The 18,720-nt window shown below is 34.7% G+C and carries 15 protein-coding genes; 8 read left to right on the top strand and 7 right to left on the bottom strand.

Translation table 11 applies throughout. The features are described from left to right. Positions 1–858: 858 nt before the first annotated feature. Positions 859–1,056, top strand: coding sequence for a bacteriocin-like protein (locus tag BLS98_RS22060; RefSeq protein WP_089739517.1), 198 nt, complete (start codon positions 859–861; stop codon positions 1,054–1,056). 186 nt (positions 1,057–1,242) lie between these two features. Here the strand turns inward: BLS98_RS22060 and BLS98_RS22055 are convergent, their stop codons facing one another. Next, positions 1,243–2,871, bottom strand: coding sequence for an acyl-CoA carboxylase subunit beta (locus tag BLS98_RS22055; protein ID WP_089739515.1), 1,629 nt, complete (start codon positions 2,869–2,871; stop codon positions 1,243–1,245). Between the two features lie 252 nt (positions 2,872–3,123). Next, positions 3,124–3,678, bottom strand: coding sequence for a GNAT family N-acetyltransferase (locus tag BLS98_RS22050; protein WP_089739513.1), 555 nt, complete (start codon positions 3,676–3,678; stop codon positions 3,124–3,126). 203 nt (positions 3,679–3,881) lie between these two features. On the opposite strand from BLS98_RS22050, the gene BLS98_RS22045 reads away from it, so the two are divergent. The 3 genes from BLS98_RS22045 to BLS98_RS22035 are packed head-to-tail and all read left to right on the top strand — an operon-like array spanning position 3,882 to position 6,642. Next, the gene (locus tag BLS98_RS22045; protein WP_089739511.1) at positions 3,882–4,760 is read left to right on the top strand and encodes a DMT family transporter; all 879 of its coding nucleotides are present in this window, start codon (positions 3,882–3,884) and stop codon (positions 4,758–4,760) included. Between the two features lie 12 nt (positions 4,761–4,772). Then, on the top strand, positions 4,773–5,855 hold the full coding sequence (locus BLS98_RS22040) for a putative type IX sorting system protein PorV2 (RefSeq protein WP_089739509.1): 1,083 nt from the start codon (positions 4,773–4,775) through the stop codon (positions 5,853–5,855). 10 nt (positions 5,856–5,865) lie between these two features. Next, the gene (locus BLS98_RS22035; RefSeq protein WP_228425288.1) at positions 5,866–6,642 is read left to right on the top strand and encodes a hypothetical protein; all 777 of its coding nucleotides are present in this window, start codon (positions 5,866–5,868) and stop codon (positions 6,640–6,642) included. Positions 6,643–7,075: 433 nt separating this feature from the next. Here the strand turns inward: BLS98_RS22035 and uvrC are convergent, their stop codons facing one another. Together uvrC and BLS98_RS22025 are read right to left on the bottom strand one after the other, a co-directional pair. After that, positions 7,076–8,872 (bottom strand): excinuclease ABC subunit UvrC, encoded by a 1,797-nt coding sequence (uvrC, locus tag BLS98_RS22030; protein WP_089739505.1) that lies wholly within the window; start codon positions 8,870–8,872, stop codon positions 7,076–7,078. Between the two features lie 85 nt (positions 8,873–8,957). Beyond that, the gene (locus BLS98_RS22025; RefSeq protein WP_089739503.1) at positions 8,958–9,719 is read right to left on the bottom strand and encodes a hypothetical protein; all 762 of its coding nucleotides are present in this window, start codon (positions 9,717–9,719) and stop codon (positions 8,958–8,960) included. Between the two features lie 130 nt (positions 9,720–9,849). Between BLS98_RS22025 and hutH the strand changes: the two genes are divergently transcribed. From hutH to BLS98_RS22010, 3 genes are all read left to right on the top strand, one after another. Further along, positions 9,850–11,337: a histidine ammonia-lyase gene (hutH, locus tag BLS98_RS22020; RefSeq protein WP_089739501.1), complete on the top strand. Its 1,488-nt coding sequence runs from the start codon at positions 9,850–9,852 to the stop codon at positions 11,335–11,337. A gap of 79 nt (positions 11,338–11,416) precedes the next feature. Further along, the gene (locus tag BLS98_RS22015; RefSeq protein ID WP_089739499.1) at positions 11,417–11,866 is read left to right on the top strand and encodes a GNAT family N-acetyltransferase; all 450 of its coding nucleotides are present in this window, start codon (positions 11,417–11,419) and stop codon (positions 11,864–11,866) included. Between the two features lie 244 nt (positions 11,867–12,110). Beyond that, positions 12,111–13,592, top strand: a complete 1,482-nt coding sequence (locus tag BLS98_RS22010) for a S8 family peptidase (RefSeq protein WP_089739498.1) — start codon at positions 12,111–12,113, stop codon at positions 13,590–13,592. A gap of 68 nt (positions 13,593–13,660) precedes the next feature. Here BLS98_RS22010 and ygiD read toward each other — a convergent pair whose 3' ends face one another. Continuing rightward, on the bottom strand, positions 13,661–14,488 hold the full coding sequence (gene ygiD / locus BLS98_RS22005) for a 4,5-DOPA-extradiol-dioxygenase (RefSeq protein ID WP_089739495.1): 828 nt from the start codon (positions 14,486–14,488) through the stop codon (positions 13,661–13,663). Between the two features lie 81 nt (positions 14,489–14,569). After that, positions 14,570–15,082 (bottom strand): YceI family protein, encoded by a 513-nt coding sequence (locus BLS98_RS22000; protein ID WP_089739493.1) that lies wholly within the window; start codon positions 15,080–15,082, stop codon positions 14,570–14,572. Positions 15,083–15,455: 373 nt separating this feature from the next. Here BLS98_RS22000 and BLS98_RS21995 point away from each other — a divergent pair, with 373 nt between their 5' ends. After that, complete coding sequence (locus tag BLS98_RS21995; RefSeq protein ID WP_089739491.1) at positions 15,456–17,594, top strand: S9 family peptidase; 2,139 nt, start codon at positions 15,456–15,458, stop codon at positions 17,592–17,594. A 363-nt stretch (positions 17,595–17,957) separates the two neighbouring features. On the opposite strand, the gene BLS98_RS21990 is transcribed toward BLS98_RS21995, so the two are convergent. Then, a complete protein-coding gene (locus BLS98_RS21990; protein ID WP_228425286.1) occupies positions 17,958–18,689 on the bottom strand; it encodes a hypothetical protein in 732 nt (243 codons plus the stop codon). Between the last annotated feature and the right edge of the window lie 31 nt (positions 18,690–18,720).

Here is an 18,720-nt window from a genome sequence, read left to right as displayed (position 1 = left end):
CCGATGGTACTGCTAACGCGGGAGAGTAGGCCGCCGCCAGTTTTTATTTTATTTTTAAAAATCCTTTATCATTACGATAAAGGATTTTTTTTTGCTCTATACCCAACGAATAAAGCAGAGCTAATCCACAGCTCAAGGATAACTCATCCAATAAGTAATAAGTAATAAGCAGTGGGTAATAACAGAGATGTTCTCAAAGTATATTCATTACCATCTATTCTATATTAATCTCCTACTTTATTTTTTAGTTTTTCTTTTATCTAAAATCTATCTAAGCTTAGGTTAAAGCCATCGGAATTATTCTTCATGATAAAGCGGGCTTCCTTCAACTAAGCTCAGGATTACTGTCCGTCCCTATTGAATCCTGAATATGTAAAATAGCAATAGGCTTATTTTTATATTCAATTTACCACTCTATCTTTATTCTATTTATAAGAGTTATTCCTTGGTATCATTACTATTGTTTTTCCATCGTCTTTTGTCATTGACTACGTCTAATCTTCGATTTCTGTAAGGATCCTTAGCAATTATAAGACTATGAGGTAAACTTATCCATAACCAGTAGAATAAAATTATGAATAACATTGTCTAGATCCCTACGGGATGACAAAGAGCGTGGTTGGGGTACAAACTAATATATTATATAAATACTTATTCTTATGATCTTTTTTTGAATGAATTCCTACATTTAATTCGCATACAATAAGCTAAATCTTTATATTGTGATTTATTGTTTATAATTTGTTGTTAAATATTTCTTTCGGTTTTCAATAATTTGAGTTAATTCCTTATTATTGGATATAATAAGCGGATGCCGAAAAGCTTTAAAAGAGTAGGTAATATTAAAACTAAATAATAATGAAAAACTTAGTGAAAATCTCAAGAGAAGATCTAAAGTCACTTAAAGGAGGAGCTACAGGACCAGGTTGCCCAGATGATCCACAATTTGGAATGTGTTATCCTACAGGTTGGCCTAATGGAATTTGCATGTCTAAATATCAATGTTGTATCCAGCTTGGCAGCCCTAAAGATTGGTGTAGAGCAGAGTATTTGTAATCTGTAAATGCTATATTATTATAAAAGGCCTTTATTCTCTGAATTTAATATTAATATCATTTTTGAACTTGTATAAATATGACATTGAATTTCAAATGGGTAAATAAAGCCTAAGGTTCTAATAATAAATTAAGACGGCTATCTCAATAACTGAGATAGCCGTCTTTTTATCTATATGTTTATTAATCAGACCTGGATTACTCCTAAATTGAATTTCTCTGTAATAGGAGAGTGGTTAGCAGCTTCTATTCCCATAGAAATCCATTTTCTGGTATCTGTTGGGTTGATGATGGCATCAGTCCATAACCTTGCAGCAGCATAGGTAGATTCGGTTTGTTTTTGGTATTTTTTTGAAATAGTATCCAATATTTTGTTGTGTTCTTCTTCAGAAATTTCTTTACCTTGTTTTTTCAGCGTAGATTCCTGAATTTGTGCTAATACTTTAGCCGCTTGTGCTCCACCCATTACGGCAAGATCTGCCCAAGGCCATGCTACAATCAGTCTGGGATCATAAGCTTTTCCACACATGGCATAATTTCCTGCTCCGTAAGAATTACCTGTAATAATGGTAAATTTAGGAACTACAGAATTGGAAACAGCATTTACCATTTTAGCTCCATCTTTAATAATTCCACCGTGTTCTGATTTTGAACCCACCATAAAGCCGGTAACATCCTGTAAGAAGATTAAAGGAATCTTTCTTTGATTACAGTTGGCTATGAATCGAGTTGCTTTATCTGCAGAATCAGAATAGATTACTCCTCCAAATTGCATTTCTCCCTTGCCACTCTTAACTAGCTTTCTCTGATTGGCTACAATTCCTACAGACCAGCCATCCACTCTTGCAGTGGCACAAATAATACTTTTGCCGTAGTTTGGCTTATATTCTTCATATTCGGAGTTATCCACAATACATTTTAGGATTTCATAAGTATCATATTGTTCTGCTCTGGAAACAGGCATAATTCCGAAGATATTATCAGGGCTTTCTTTTGGTGGAAAACTTTCTATTCTGTCGAAGCCTGCTTTTTCAGTACTTCCGATAGATTTCATAATGTTTTTGATTCTGTTTAAGGCATCTTTATCATCCTTCGCTTTATAATCAGTAACCCCTGAAATAGAGCAATGAGTGGTAGCTCCTCCCAATGTTTCATTATCAATACTTTCTCCAATAGCCGCTTTTACAAGATAGCTACCTGCAAGGAAAATAGAGCCTGTTTTATCAACAATCATCGCTTCATCGCTCATAATAGGAAGATAAGCTCCTCCAGCTACACAGCTGCCCATTACTGCAGAAATCTGGATGATTCCTGAAGCACTCATTTTAGCATTATTTCTGAATATTCTACCGAACATTTCTTTATCAGGGAAAATTTCGTCCTGCATAGGTAAGTACACTCCAGCAGAATCAACAAGATAAATAATGGGAAGTCTGTTTTCCATTGCAATTTCCTGTGCTCTCAGGTTTTTCTTTCCTGTGATAGGGAACCAGGCTCCTGCTTTTACGGAGGCATCATTGGCTACAACAATACATTGTCTTCCGGAAACATATCCCATAACCACCACTACACCACCACTAGGGCAGCCTCCATGTTCTTCATACATTTCATAGCCTGCAAATGCACCTATTTCTATGGAATCAGAATCTTTATCAAGAAGATAATCTATTCTTTCCCTTGCTGTCATTTTTCCTTCATCACGAAGCTTTTGAAGCCTCTTTTCACCGCCTCCTTTTTTGATCTCGGCAAGCAAGCGATTTATCTCTGATAATTTTAATCTGTTCTGATCTTCTCGTTTGTTGAATTCGATGTCCATAGAATTTTCAATTTTTTACGCTTAAAGATACTATTTTTATGAGGAATATGCAGGAGAAGTAAAACAGATGTTTAATAGTTTGGTTATTAGTAAATTGTGAAATTTTTAACTAAAAAATATTTTTAAATAATTTATATTTTTTCTAACTTTACATAAGAGTAACAGAGGGTGAAATCCTTTGATAAATACTCTGTTCCTAGTTTATTTTTTTAATAGTTTATTATTTGAAGGCCCTGAAAGTTTAACCCATTTTCAGGGTTTTTTGTTAGGGGCTAGCTCTTCATTCTGGTAATATTTTCGATATTCTAAAATAGTAAGATTGATGCTAGGGCTTTTATATTTCGTATATTTTTTAACCTGAATAAATCCAAGCTTTTCCGGGATTTTTCTACTGGCTATATTTTCTTCATCTACCGGATATAAGATATATTTAAAAGTGAAATTATTTTCTAGAAATTCGATAAGGGCTGCTATGATTTCAGTTCCTAGTCCTTTCCCTTGAGAGTTCTTTTTTAACCATAATCCCAGTTCAATAGACTCTTCTGTAATATTATGAATCCCGCAGCATCCGATAAAATCCCTATTTGAATCTAGAGCAACCATTACTAAATCTGTATTTTGTAATAATGTTCTTTTGGATTCATTAACAAAGCTGATAATATCCTTTCTGTTACCTTGTGGATTAAAGGGCATATATCTAGTAACCTCATTGGTAAAATGTTCTAAAATATTATCAATATATGAATCTTCAACAGGTTGTAAAGTTAAACGCTCGGTTTTGATTTTAATAGCTGGATTTAATATCATGATATTTTTAAAGGAATAGTATTGTTTTATCTCTTTCTTTTTGCCTTTTTTTAGGAAATTAATAGAATAGAGTATGCATTAGAAAGAAAAACTATTAAAAACTTTATTTATAGTTTTTTTATTAATGTAAATTTATATTTTTTGTGAGATTTATAAAAGCCTATTTGTAAATTTGCCACTTAAAATTTTAAAGAAGGTAGGTTATGCATAAATTAGCGCTTTTCAGATTGCATTTAATAATATTTTTATGGGGGTTCACTGCAATTTTAGGAAAACTTATTCATGCTAATGCTCAGATCCTAGTATTTTACAGAATGCTCTTTGCCTCAATTTTTCTTTTTGTATTCATAAGGATATTTAAAAAGGAAAGCATAAAAGTTTCTAAAAAAGTATTCTTTCAGCTGGCAGCCATAGGTTTTACCATGGCACTTCACTGGTATTGCTTCTTTTATTCAATTAAAGTTTCCAATGTGTCCATTGCGCTAAGCTGTTTATCATTATCCACACTCTTTGCCTCAATTTTGGAGCCTGTTATCTTTAAAAGGAAGATTGATATTTCAGAAGTAATAATGGGAGTAGTGATTGTAGCTTGTATTTTATTAATCTTCAAAACAGAATTTCAATATAAGGAAGGGATTATGTATGGTGTCCTTTGTGCTATTTTTGGGACCATATTTTCTGTTTTTAATGGTAAGATGTTTGGTAAAACGAGTTCCGGGAACATTATATTTTACGAAATATTCTGTGGTTGGTTTATTTTAATGTTATTTTATTTGTTTTCAGGCCAAATTTTTCAAATGAATGAAATAAACTACCGTGATATAGCGTTAATATGCTTGTTAGCCAGTGTTTTTACTGCTTTTCCGATGCTGGAATCAGTGAATTTAATGAAGTATATATCGCCTTTTACTCTAATTTTAACAGTTAATTTGGAACCTGTTTACGGAATTATACTAGCTTTTTTTATCTTTGGGGAATCAGAACATATGAGTCCTATATTTTATATTGCCTCAGGAGTTATGATACTGGCAATCATTGCGAATGGATTAATTAAGGCCAGGAAAACTAAAAACTTTAACTAGCATCAATTTTATATGATGAAAAAATATTTTTTACTTGCATTTTCACTGCTCTATGGGCTGTCTCAATCTCAGATTATCAGGAAGTATTCCAATGAATTCTTAAATATCGGAGCAGGAGCCCGAGGATTAGCAATGGGAGGTGCTGTAATATCCAATCAGGATGACGTGTATTCTCCTATGTGGAACCCGGCAGGTTTAATGGCTATTGAGAAAGACTGGCAGGGAGCAGCAATGCACGCCGAATACTTTGAATCCATAGCAAAATATGATTATCTAGCCTATGCAAGAGTAATGGAAGAAGGTGTTTTTGGAGTTTCAGTAGTAAGACTTGGGGTAGATAATATTTTGAATACCACCCAGATGATTGATGCTGAAGGGAATATTGATTACGATAAAATCACAAAATTCTCACAGTCTGATTATGCCGCTATCCTTTCCTATGCATTCCGTCCGGGAGGAAACCCGAATCTTGATGTTGGGGTAAATGCTAAAATTGTCTATAGAAATGTAGGTAAATTTGCCAATGGTTATGGATTTGGTTTTGATGTTGGAGCCATTTATAAAGGAGAAAACGGATGGAAATTCGGGGGAATGGTTAGAGATATTACCACTACTGTTAACTTTTGGAGTATTAACCAGAAAGAACTGTCAACAGTGGTAAACGGTGAAGAATTCAACCCTGCACCAAAAGATAAAATGGAGCTTACGATGCCTAAGCTAAATGTAGGAGCGAGTAAGTTATTTGAAATTAACAGCAGTGTGTATGTATTGCCTGAAGCAGGAATCAATGTGGATTTTGCAAAGACAGCATCTTTGATTTCTACTGATTTTGCAAGTATCAGCCCTTATGCAGGTGCTGAATTAGGGTATCAGAAAATGATTTTTGTGAGACTAGGGATCAACAGGTTCCAGTCTATTACAGATATAGAAGATTTAAAAAGAAAAGTTTCTTTCCAGCCAAGTGCAGGGATTGGAATTAGATACAGAGGCCTTACCCTGGATTATGCTATTACGAATTCAGGTATTGGAGGTTCTAATTTCTATTCTAATTTCTTCTCGCTTAAGCTAGATATGGGAGCATTCAGAAATGACTAAAGTGAAGGATATGAAAAAGTTATCAATATTGATGTTGGCTATTTGCTCAACAGCTATTTTCGGACAGAAAGTTTCAGATTATAAATATGTATTGATTCCTGAGAAGTTTGAGAGCTTCAAAGGAGAGAGTTATGGTTTGGAAGGAGCTCTGACAAAAGCTTTAAAAAACAAGAAGTATGTAATTTTACCAGCAAGTATCGATCAATGGCCATCTGAGGCTAAGGATAATTCTTGTAATATTATCAATGCAAATATTTTGAATGTTAAGAGTTTATTTTCCAATAAACTAATGCTTGAGTTTAAAGATTGTAATAATAAAGTAATTCTTGAATCTAAAGGAAGTTCCAGCATTAAAGAATTTGAAGAAGGTTTGGCGGATGCTTTGAAAATGGCTTTAATAAGTGTTAGTAATTCTAATCCTGTTGCCATGCAGCCTGCAAAGACTCAAACTTCAACTACCACTACAACAATCGCTTCCAATACTGTTCAGAGTTCTGCTCCTGAAACAGCTGTGATTGCTCCTGCTGCAGGTTCATCCACAGGAACTTATTCCAATGGGAAAGTAGTTGTACAGAAGATACAGATTGATGCCAATCAGTTTATCCTGGCAAAATCGGGGAGTTCTGTGCCGTATGCTATCTTTAAAACAACTTCAAAAAATGACATATTTATTGTGAAGCTTGCTGATAACAATGTTACCATAGGTTATGTTGAAAATGGAAATATTGTAATTGATATTCCACAAGCTGATGGAAGATATACTAAAGAGATCTTCACTGGAAAATAATGTAATGTTTACTGAATATAAAACTAAAATAAGCTCTTTTTGAAGAGCTTATTTTTTTGGAAGTATGTTGATGTGTTTTTTCTTTTTTTAGAATAATTAGGACTCTACCAAGCTGTCATTTGTAAAAAATATTAAGGAAAGGTAATGGCAGAATACCAATGGAGGTAAATGATAATGCATTATCATTTGCAGAATGAGTTTTTTTTCATGGTATTATTGTTTGAAATTAATAGTACTAATTTATGAAAAAAATACATATAATAATATTATTTTTATTATATTTTAAATGTATTTAGTTTTTATTGATTTTAATTTGAAGTTAGGGCGTGTTTTTACAATATTTGTCTCATGTTGAGAAAATAGTTTGTAAATTGGAATTTTATAAAAAAAAGTTCATTTATTTGTGAAAAATAAATTGATAGGGTAGGTGAGATTACCCATTGCTATTGAAAAACTCCCAAATAACTTTTGCTTTACTTTTACCTAAGATCTCTTCCAAGGTTTCCTGATTGGATTCTTTGATCCTTTTTACAGACTTAAGTTTAGACAGTAATAATTCTATCGTTTTTTCTCCCACACCGGGAATTTCTTCCAGTTCAGATTTTATAGTGGAATTTTTTCTTCTTGTTCTGTGATGTTTTACCCCAAATCGGTGGGCTTCATCCCTTACTCTTTGCAGGATCTTTAACGTTTCGGATTTTTTATCAAGATATAAAGGAATAGAATCTTCCGGGAAGAAAATTTCTTCCAGTCTTTTAGCAATCCCCACAATGGTAATTTTCCGATACAGTCCCAGTAATCTCAGACTTTTGACAGCAGAAGACAACTGTCCTTTTCCACCATCAATAAGAATCAGCTGCGGAAGACTTTCTCCCTCATCCAGCATTCTTTTATACCGGCGGTAGATGACTTCTTCCATCGTTGCAAAGTCGTTGGGTCCTTCCACTGTTTTAGGATGAAAGATTCTATAGTCTGCTTTGCTGGGTTTTCCATCTTTAAAAACAACACAGGCTGAAACCGGATTGGTTCCCTGAATGTTTGAGTTATCAAACCCTTCAATATGTCTTGGCTCAACAGGCATTCTGAGAAGCTTCTGCATCTCAGCCATAATTCTGTTTGTGTGTCTTTCCGGGTCTACAATTTGAACTTGTTTTAATTTTTCCAGACGATATTCTTTTGCATTTTTTTCCGAAAGTTCCACGATTCTTTTTTTATCCCCAACTTTAGGAACAATAAGTTTCACATTTGGAATCTCTACAGACAAATGAAAAGGAAGTAATACTTCTTTCGAATCAGAGCTAAATTTCTGCCTGATTTCAATTAAAGCCTCTTCCATAATATCTTCATCAGTCTCTTCAAGAATTTTTTTGATTTCTGTAGTGAAACTCTGGATAATATTTCCATTTCTTATTTTAAAGAAATTGACATAAGCTGCTGTCTCATCACTGGTCATACCGAAAACATCCACATCATCAATATTGGGATTCACTACCGTATTTTTAGCCTGGTAATCTTCTAAAATATCCAGTCTTTCCTTAATGATCTGTGCTTCTTCAAACTGAAGATTGGAGGCAAGCTTCATCATCTGATTTACCAGATATTCTTTTGCTTTTCGGAAGTCTCCTTTAACGATTCCACGGATGGCATCTATCTTATCATCATAATCTTCTTTGCTTTCAAGGTCTTCACAAGGTCCCTCACAGTTTTTAATATGATATTCCAGACATACCTTATACTTTCCGTCTGCAATTTTAGCGGGTGAAAGATTCAGATTACAGGTTCTAAGCTTATAAATATGTTTGATCGTATCCAGTAAAATCTTTGCAGGACGTACCTTGGCATAAGGACCATAGTATTCCGAACCATCTTTAATGACATTTCTGGTCAGGAAAATTCTCGGAAAGTCTTCGTTTTTAATACAGATCCAAGGATAGGTCTTGTCATCCTTCAGCATGACATTATAAAACGGCTGATGTTCTTTAATAAGATTGTTTTCCAGCAAAAGAGCATCATACTCGCTATTTACGATGGTGGTTTCCAGACGTTGGATTTTGCCAACCATAATCTTTATTCTGTATCCTGAAAGATTTTTATTGAAATAAGAGAGAACCCTCTTCTTTAAATTTTTAGCTTTTCCGACATACAATAATTGTTCGTTTTTATCATAATAACGATAAACACCGGGTTCGGATGGTAAGGTTTTGAGCTGTAACTCTAAAGAAGGATTCATATAACAAAATTAAGGAATCTTTCCCTATTTAAAAAAGAAAAACCTGCAGATGATTCTACAGGCTCTGATATTTTGATCACCCATTTTATCCGTGGTTCATTTCAGTATATTGATAGATTAAAAAGCTTAAATAATTCCACTCTACAGAGTTCTTGGGATATTTTTTCATAAATTCAGCGTTATCACCAAATAAAAAATCATAATTGTCTTCAAAGTCATCCTTGTGAAGCCACATTACCTTATTTCCTTTCTTTACATAATAGGATTTGATAACACCTCCACCAAATGCGGGAGCACCTGCAAAGCCGGTACTCATTGTTTCTGAAGCGAATGGATCATGATAAACGGAAATAAGCTCATTAAATTCAGGGTTAATGACCTGCATTAAGAAAACTTTGGGTTCTTTCTTGTTTTTTAAAGAAACAATTTGGTTTTCATATAAGACAGCGTCATCAGTTACAGATTTACTGTATTTTTTAGTGCTGTAATTCCTCATGTTTGAAATAAATTTCGAAGCTTTCATCGATTTTTCCAACTCCGTAGGATATAGGTACATTTCAGCAATTTCTGCTGCTGTAAATTTTACAGGTTTTTTGGTGTCAACATCTTCTATAGTGATAGAAAGAATCTGACCTTTCTCCCTTTCCCATGATTTACTGTAACCCTGATGTTCGGTGTTATCCTTTAATATAATGGTGGAAACCTTTTTATCTGTTGCTGTATTGAAACCTTCGTTAAAAAGATAACGGTTCATTTCATGTCTTTCTTCCTTAGAATATTTTACTTTCTGTGCGAAAGTTGTAGTACCTGCAACGCATAAAGCAAGCAGTAAAGTTTTCAGTCTCATGTATTATTGTTTTTAATTTCGGCGATAAAAATAGCAAATTAATTCACTTCTTCAGATAAAAAGATAGAACAGTGAAATTTAGTTTCTCCAATTATTGTTAAATGCGTAATTTTAAGAAAATTTTTTAGAAATGATATACGGAGTAGATGTTTTTACTTTCCATGATGTTCTGGAAATATGTAAAAAACCTAATAAAGCCAAGCTGAACAAAGCAGCCAAAGACCAAATTTTAAAATCTCAGAAAAACGTACAGCAAATTGTAGAATCCGACAGATGTGTATATGGAATCAATACAGGATTCGGGCCGTTGTGCGATACTAAAATATCAGCAGATGAAACCGCTCAGTTACAGTATAATCTGATTATTTCCCATGCTGTAGGCGTAGGGAAGCCTATTGAAAAAGAACTTTCAAAGATCATGATGATTGCTAAAGTTCATGCTTTATCAAAAGGATTTTCCGGAGTTTCTCTTGACGTGATTGAGAGATTGATTCTGATGCTTGAAAAAGATATTATTCCTGTGGTTCCTGAGCAAGGATCTGTGGGGGCGTCGGGAGATTTAGCTCCTCTGGCTCATCTTGTACTACCTTTATTAGGTCTTGGACAGGTTTGGGAAGGAGATCAAGTTTCAGATACTATGGAAGTATTGGAAAAACATAATCTTGAACCATTAGCTCTTGGGCCAAAAGAAGGATTAGGACTAATTAACGGAACACAGTTTATCCTGGCACATGCGATCAAAGGCTTAGAGAAATTTGAATACCTGTTGGATCTTGCTGATATAACTGCTGCCATGAGTATTGAAGCGTACAGAGGTTCTGCAAGTCCGTTCAAGAAAGAGCTTCATGATATCAGACCATTTGAAGGAAGTAAAAAAGTAGCCGCAAGAATGCTTAAGTTCCTGAAAGGATCAGAAAATATGAAAGCTCATGAAGATTGTGAAAGAGTTCAGGATCCTTATTCTATGAGATGTGTACCACAGGTTCACGGAGCGAGTAGAAATGCTTATGAGCACCTTAAAAGCATGGCAGAGACAGAATTAAACTCTGTAACAGATAACCCAATTGTATTAAGTGCAGAAGAATCTATCTCAGGAGGAAACTTCCACGGACAGCTGATGGCTTTACCATTAGATTATGCAACCCTTGCAGCTGCAGAATTAGGAAATATTTCAGACAGAAGAAGTTATTTACTATTGGAAGGAAAGTACGGACTTCCAAGATTATTAACGGAAAGCTCAGGATTGAATTCAGGATTTATGATCCCTCAATATACTTCTGCTGCATTAGTAACAGAGAATAAAACATTGTGTTTCCCGGCATCTGCTGACTCTATTCCTACAAGTTTAGGGCAGGAAGACCATGTTTCTATGGGAAGTATCTCAGGAAGAAAATTCAATCAGGTTCTTGGAAATCTGGTTAATATTTTATCTGTTGAATTAATGTTTGCCGCTCAGGGTCTGGAATTCAGAAGACCTTCGAAATGTTCCAAGATCATTGAAGAAAACTTCACGATTCTTCGTTCCAAAGTTACTAAGCTTGAAGACGACAGATTAATTGGGAAAGATATGCTGGCTATTGCAGAGCTCATCAGAGAAAGAAAGTTTATTGTAAACTAATCCAATAAAAATGAAAGCTTCCGAAAGGGAGCTTTTTTGTTTTACACTCACAGATTTTAAATTTTAATCAAAAAAAATAATGATAATATATAGAACCGATTCTAACTCCACAGATTTTAAAATGCTTGTAGAATCTCTTGATGCCCACCTTGCAGAACACAACGGGGATGATGATGCATTTTTTGCCCAGTTTAATAAAATTGATGTGATTAAAAATTGTATTGTGGTTTACATTGATGAAATTCCGGCAGCGTGCGGTGCTTTCAAAGAACTTTCAGAAGATACTGTTGAAATCAAAAGAATGTTCACCAACCCTGAGTTTAGGAAAAGAGGTTTGGGTTCTGCCATTGTAAAAGAACTGGAAAGTTGGGCTAAGGAATTAGGCTATCAAAAGGCAGCTCTTGAAACATCCAAGGACCTTACCAATGCAATTTCTGTATATGAAAAAAGTGGATTCCAAAAAATTCCTAATTATGGGCAGTACATTGGGGTAGATCATAGTGTATGTTTTGAAAAAGAATTAAAATAGTCAAATAAAGCCCAATTGGAGGTGTGAAAATTTCCCTCCGGAGGGTGTCAAAAATTCAAAGAATTATTGATGGGCTGGTCAGTTTTATCTATAATTTATACTAATATTCATTAAAAATCAATTATTTAAGAATATTAAACTATTATCTTTAAAATTAATATTCATATAATGCTAAATTCACTTTTTTAAAACTTTTAATTCTCATGAAAGTGTTATATTGTGACTCCAATCAAAATTATAACATATGAAAAAAAGTGTATTTTTCCTGGCATTATTTTTTGCCTTAAACTCCTGTACACAGGAAGAACTTCGCAATGAGAGTTCAAACATTGAAATGTCTCAGAAAACTCCGTTAACGGAAAAACAGATCAATGAAAGGATCAATCAGGCTATAAAAAAGGATGGAGCTTTCAATTGGAAGAATGAATCCGATCATTTTCTTTGGAGTGCCATTTTCCGTGGCAACAGAATGGTATCTATTGGATTTGGTTCATCCAAAGATGATTTTGACAGAAGTAAATCTCCGGATAACAAAAATATGCAGGAAGAGATTTTAAATCTCATTGAAAAATCTGAAGGGAGAGGATCTGCAAGATTTCTCTTGAATTCCGATCAATATCTTAACCAGATGGATGTTACCATCGAAAAGGAGGAAACAATAACAGCTCTTCGTCAGATGAAAAACATCCGATATGTAGAGCCTGCAGACTATCATTATTTCGAAAACGAAGCTAAATACAATACCACAGCAAAATCTTCAGGCAGCGGTTCTTCAGGATGTGGTTTTTCCACAGCTACCTTAAGTGCGGTAGATTATACCTCCACAACACCAAGTGCAAAAATTCCATGGGCATTTACCAAACATAATATTCCTGATGCCTGGAGCTACAGCACAGGAGCTGGAGTCACTATCGGTCTTATTGATACAGGAGTTTCTCCGGATCAGTCTTTATTGGGATCTAGCTTTAATAATGGAGCATCCTCAGGAAGAACAATCAGTAAATTCGGAGTGTATAATTCCGATGGTTCAGCGGATCAGTGTGGGCACGGAACCAAAATGGCTTCTGTAATGACTGCCCCTAGAAATAATGCAGGTCTTCCTGTAGGAGTAGCTTATAATGCAAATCTTATCGCCTATCGTGCTGCCGAAAATGTTGTATTGGAAACTTCCAGTGAACAAAATGGAGTGAAAACAGCATTTACGGAATTAGGAAACAATACCAATGTGAAAATTATCTCTATGTCTATGGGACATATATTTTCAGTAGGAAAAATTGAGGATGGAGTAAAATATGCTTATGCAAGAGGAAAACTGATTTTCTGTGCAGGAGGAACATCTACCAGCTTTACGAATTTTGTAGGCGTTATTTTTCCTGCTTCAATGTCCGAAACACAAGCGATAACAGGGGTAAAAGAAGGAACTTCCAACCAAAAATGTGATGTTTGCCACTCCGGAAGCCAGATTGATTTTACCTTCCAGATGGAAAGAGCATCAGGAAATACAGTTCCGGTTTTAAGTTATTATAATGGGCAGGCTGATTATGTAGGTGGATCTTCAGTGGCAACGGCTGCTACTGCGGGAATTGCAGCGTTGGTTTGGGCTAAAAATCCATCATGGACCAGAGATCAGGTGCTTAATAAAATGAGACAGTCGGCAACCTATTATCCAACTGTTAATTCAAGCTATGGCTATGGAAACATCAATGTTTTAAAAGCAGTACAGTAAATAATAATACTATAAAAAGAAAAGGAAACATCTCAACTGAGGTGTTTCCTTTTTATTATAATATCACATTATCCAATTCTCACACTTGTCATACTTAATGATCCACCAATAAGTTCATCATTAAATAATGTCAATTCTTCAGCCTGATCCTTCAATCCTAAAGTGTAAATCAAAGGAAGATAATGATCCGGAGTAGGAACAGCATACTGTAAAGAAGTTCCCTGTTTATGATAATCAATAATATGCTGAAAATTACCATCCAGAAGCCAATTGTTGGTTTTTTCACGAGCTTCTATCGCCCAGTCCCAGCCAGCGCCTACGGTATTGATATTCTTCCAGTCGATCATACGCAGGTTATGAACAATATTTCCGCTTCCTATAATCAGAATTCCTTTCTCACGGAGCTTATTCAGCCTTTTGGCGAGATCATAATGGTATTGTGGAGGTTTTGTATAATCAATACTGAGCTGGATCACCGGAATATCAGCATCAGGATATAAATGCCTGATGACAGACCATGCACCATGATCCAGACCCCAATTATGATCTTCCTCTACTTCTACAGGAAGTAAAAGTTCAGCAGTCTCTTTGGCCAGTTCCGGACTTCCCGGAGCGGGATACTGTACTTCAAACAATTCCTTCGGGAATCCATAAAAATCATGAATGGTTTTAGGCATTTCCATAGCGGTAACGAAAGTTCCGGGAGTATACCAATGTGCCGAAATACATAGAATAGCATTCGGTTTTGGAATCTCAGTTGCTGTCTTGCGGAATCCCTGTACAAATTGGTTTTCTTCAATAGCATTCATCGGAGAGCCATGCCCAAGGAATAAAACCGGCATTCTCTGTGTGTTGTTGAAACTTTCGCTTATATTTTGAAGATCGTTGAGGTTCATAAGTGTTGAATATTAATAAAAAAGAAAAGGTCCAAGGTTTTTAGTAAAAATCCCTGAACCCTTTATAATGTATGTTATTAATTACGCTTGTTTTACAAACTGTAATTCACCGGCAATTTTTACATCGTCACTTACCATTACACCTCCTGCTTCAAGAGCTGCATTCCAGTTCAGTCCGAAATCTTTTCTGCTGATTTTTCCTTCAAAAGAGAAACCTGCTTTTGTATTTCCCCATGGGTCTACATTAATTCCACCAAAGTCTACATCTAATGCTACAGGTTTTGTAATCCCGTTAATAGTAAGGTTTCCTACCACCTCATTATTCAGGTTCAGAGAGTCAAAAGTGATCGTTGGATGAGCTTCAGCATTGAAGAACTCAGCAGACTTTAAGTGATTGTCTCTGTCGGTATTATTGGTGAATACAGAATCCGTTTGGATCGTAGCTGTAGTTTTAGCGTTTGCGAAGAATTCGTCTTCAGATTCAATTTCAGCAGTGAAAGTTCTGAAACTTCCTTTTATATTAGAAATCATCATGTGTTTTACTTTAAAAGTAATTTCACTATGCGTTGGGTCTAAAATCCATTTTGTTGCCATTGTAATTTTGTATTTTTTTGTTATTATTAATGATGCAAATTTAGAACAGAGAGCATATACGAGTCATTGATATAGGATAAGAAATGAAATAACTTCATTTAAGTGATGAACTTTTATTCTATTTAACCTCTCAACTTTTCATTTTAATATTCTCAATCAATGTATCACAGATAAAATCCTTTCGGCTTAAAAATATACTTTATTAAACAAACTTTGCGTCTTTGTGCTTCCCCAATTAACACCACAAAATTCTACGATTAAGTTAAGAAATAATTTCTATTGATGAATGAATTCCATTTTATGAATCTTTTATTTTAACGTTTCTTAACGGATGATTTTTATTTCTTATTTTTGATGGATTCAATTTTATACAATGAAATTACATAAATTTTCTTTATTGATGCTTGTTTTGGGTAGCTCAGCATTTGCCCAAACACAGAAGTTCACAATGGCGGAGGCTGTAAATGGAATGAGAACCAACCTTGCCGTGAAAAATATTTCACAGTTTTCGTGGTCTGCAGATGGGAAATCCTATATTCAGTCCGTAAAAGGTGGATATCTGGCTACAGATTTAAAAACAAACAAACAGGATACTCTGATATCTCTTACACAGCTGAACAGACAGTTTGCTGATAATAAGCTAAAATCTGTTCCACCTATTAAATTTACAGGTACATCTAACGGATATTTCAATACAAATGGTAAGATGTTCTGGATTGAAAAATCAGGAAACGATTGGAAAATAAAGAATTCAGCGACGGTAGATCAGGATGCAGCTAATGTCAAAATGTTTGGTGATGGGCAAACTTTTGCTTTTACCGCAAAGAATAATTTATTTGTTAATAAAAACGGGAAGACGATAGCGGTTACTAATGAAGCTAATGAGAATATCATTAGCGGACAAACCGTTCACAGAAATGAATTCGGAATTGATACCGGAATTTTCCCGGCACCGAACTCTGAAAGTGTAGCATTCTATAAAATGGATCAAAGCATGGTAGCAGACTATCCAATCATTGATTGGTCTGTAACTCCTGCTGTTAACCATAACATCAAGTACCCAATGGCAGGACAAACCTCTCATCAGGTAACATTAGGGGTTTTCAATATCAAAACTCAGGCAACAACTTTTCTGAAGATTGATGGTGAAAAAGATCAGTATCTAACGGCAGTTACCTGGAGCCCTGATTCAAAATATATTTTTGTAGGAGTACTAAACAGAGGGCAGAATCATATGAAAATGAATCAATATGATGCTGCCACAGGAACATTGGTAAAGACTTTATTTGAAGAAACAGACAGCAAATATGTTGAACCACAGCACCCACTTACTTTCTTCCCGAATTCAAATACAGATTTTATCTGGCAGAGCCAGAGAACAGGATACAATCATCTTTTCCATTATAATCTTGAAAAAGGATTGGTTGCTCAGATCACAAAGGGAGATTGGCTGGTAACTGAGGTTCTGGGATTTAATGAAAAGAAAAAAGAAATTTTCTTTACCTCTACTAAAGAAACTCCTCTGGAAAGACATTTATATAAGATCAACTGGGCAAACTTCAAGATGGAAAGATTGGACGCTGCTGAAGGAATGCATTTTGGAATTCTGAGCAATGATGGAAATTATATCTATGATGCTTACAGTAATGCAAATACACCTAGGGTAGGAAATATTATTAATACTTCGAATTTAAAAACGACCAATATTCTTACTTCTGAGAATCCATTAAAGAATTATCAGAGACCGGAAATTAAAAATGTAGAATTAAAAGCTGATGACGGAACTCCTTTATATGGAAAGATCATTCTGCCAACGAATTTTGATCCGAACAAAAAATATCCAACCATTGTTTATCTATACAACGGACCGCACTTACAGCTAATCACAAATACTTTCCCGTCTTCCGGAAATCTTTGGTATGAATATATGGCTCAGAACGGATACATCATCTTCACAATGGACGGAAGAGGTTCTGCCAACCGTGGAATGAAATTCGAGCAGGCTGTTTTCAGAAATCTGGGAACAACAGAGATGAATGACCAAATGAAAGGTGTGGATTATCTAAAATCACTTCCTTATGTAGATGGAGACAAAATGGGTATTCACGGATGGAGCTTCGGTGGATTCATGACCACAAGTTTCATGCTTCGTAAACCAGATGTATTTAAAGTAGGAGTCGCTGGTGGACCGGTAATTGAGTGGAATATGTACGAAATCATGTACGGAGAAAGATATATGGATACTCCACAGGAAAATCCACAAGGATATGCAACCGCTAATCTTTTGGATAAAGTTCAGAATCTGAAAGGGAAATTATTGATGATTCATGGAGCACAGGATGATGTAGTGGTATGGCAGCATTCCATTAAGTTTATCAAATCAGCTGTAGATAATGGGGTCCAATTAGATTACTTTGCTTATCCGGGACATCCACATAACGTAATTGGAAAAGACAGAGTTCACTTGATGCAGAAAATCACAGATTATTTTGATCAGAATCTGAAGAAATAATAATAAAATCCAGCCATTTAGGTTGGATTTTTTGTTGAGAAGATGCTAAGTTTCTTTCCTTTCTACATGCTTTTAAGGCGCAAGGATTTTATCTGCAATAAAATTGTATACAGCTTTATAATTGCAACTAATGAACGAATGATTTTTATTAATGCATAAAAAAACTATGTGCCTATGTAGTTAAATATTTTTTTTAAGCACATAGGCGCATAGAATATTGTAGTACAAAATATTGTGTGTAAATCTTTCTTGCTGGAAATCTTATATGGAACGAAGTTGAAATGTTCTTGTACCTTAAAAATAGCATGAAATTTTACTTCTGCGTTCACCTCAAATATGTATTTCTGCTAATTGAAAACTATATTAATCATAAAACTCTTTAATAACATACTTTTTATTGTTCAGTTTATGCAGTTCTTTTAAAAGATAATAACGATGTAGAAACCCTGTTAGAACAACGATTTTTTTATGAGGATACTTTTCAGCTATATGATAAATGTTTTTTGCCATAGTTTGATTTCTGAGATCCCAAAACCCGGACATTAATTTAAAACCATCTCTATAACTTATTTTTTCACCATTGGGCTTTGTCACATATCTGTTAGCAAATTCGGGCCTTTGATCTGTGATCTTTATTAACCCTGAATATTGAGCATTTTGTCTTTTTTCAGAAATTTTATCCGTTGTTTTATTATTGAAATTTTCAGGAGATAATTCTGCGATCTTCATGAGCTCCTTGGTGGTATTGAGAAAATTTTCATATAATTTTGTTTCGGCAGATGACAGTTGTTTAGCTTTGTAAAGGCTGTCAATCAATTTTACAGACAGGTTGTCTGTAGGAACCATTCCTTTGTCTTTCCGGTATTGATTTCTACCCTCAAAATCAAAAGGGAATCTTAATGTTCCAGGATGTTTTTTAAGATATAAATTAGTTGCAGTGATCTCATTTTCTTTAGAGGTATTATTGGTTTCATACTCTTTCATTCCCTTACTGTCAACCTCATGGAGGGTGATATCGGGTTTTATTTTTTCAAGTATTCCAAATAATATGGCAGGGTGGTAATTCGGTACGCTGTCATGTATATTTCCGATCACATATATTTCCGTTTTATTTTGCGAAAAATAA

The organism is Chryseobacterium jejuense (genome assembly GCF_900100075.1).
Classification (GTDB): Bacteria; Bacteroidota; Bacteroidia; order Flavobacteriales; family Weeksellaceae; genus Chryseobacterium; species Chryseobacterium jejuense.
The sequence above is the reverse complement of the archived record's forward strand: the minus strand, read 5'-3'. Positions and strand labels throughout refer to the sequence as shown.

Bases quoted from the DNA above. Each gene is read 5' to 3' on its own strand.
- BLS98_RS22055 (WP_089739515.1), bottom strand. From the start codon at position 2,871: ATGGACATCGAATTCAACAAACGAGAAGATCAGAACAGATTAAAATTA.
- BLS98_RS22045 (WP_089739511.1), top strand. From the start codon at position 3,882: ATGCATAAATTAGCGCTTTTCAGATTGCATTTAATAATATTTTTATGG.
- BLS98_RS22025 (WP_089739503.1), bottom strand. From the start codon at position 9,719: ATGAGACTGAAAACTTTACTGCTTGCTTTATGCGTTGCAGGTACTACA.
- BLS98_RS22050 (WP_089739513.1), bottom strand. From the start codon at position 3,678: ATGATATTAAATCCAGCTATTAAAATCAAAACCGAGCGTTTAACTTTA.
- BLS98_RS21995 (WP_089739491.1), top strand. From the start codon at position 15,456: ATGAAATTACATAAATTTTCTTTATTGATGCTTGTTTTGGGTAGCTCA.
- uvrC (WP_089739505.1), bottom strand. From the start codon at position 8,872: ATGAATCCTTCTTTAGAGTTACAGCTCAAAACCTTACCATCCGAACCC.
- BLS98_RS22010 (WP_089739498.1), top strand. From the start codon at position 12,111: ATGAAAAAAAGTGTATTTTTCCTGGCATTATTTTTTGCCTTAAACTCC.
- ygiD (WP_089739495.1), bottom strand. From the start codon at position 14,488: ATGAACCTCAACGATCTTCAAAATATAAGCGAAAGTTTCAACAACACA.
- BLS98_RS22015 (WP_089739499.1), top strand. From the start codon at position 11,417: ATGATAATATATAGAACCGATTCTAACTCCACAGATTTTAAAATGCTT.
- BLS98_RS22035 (WP_228425288.1), top strand. From the start codon at position 5,866: ATGAAAAAGTTATCAATATTGATGTTGGCTATTTGCTCAACAGCTATT.
- BLS98_RS22060 (WP_089739517.1), top strand. From the start codon at position 859: ATGAAAAACTTAGTGAAAATCTCAAGAGAAGATCTAAAGTCACTTAAA.
- hutH (WP_089739501.1), top strand. From the start codon at position 9,850: ATGATATACGGAGTAGATGTTTTTACTTTCCATGATGTTCTGGAAATA.
- BLS98_RS22040 (WP_089739509.1), top strand. From the start codon at position 4,773: ATGATGAAAAAATATTTTTTACTTGCATTTTCACTGCTCTATGGGCTG.
- BLS98_RS22000 (WP_089739493.1), bottom strand. From the start codon at position 15,082: ATGGCAACAAAATGGATTTTAGACCCAACGCATAGTGAAATTACTTTT.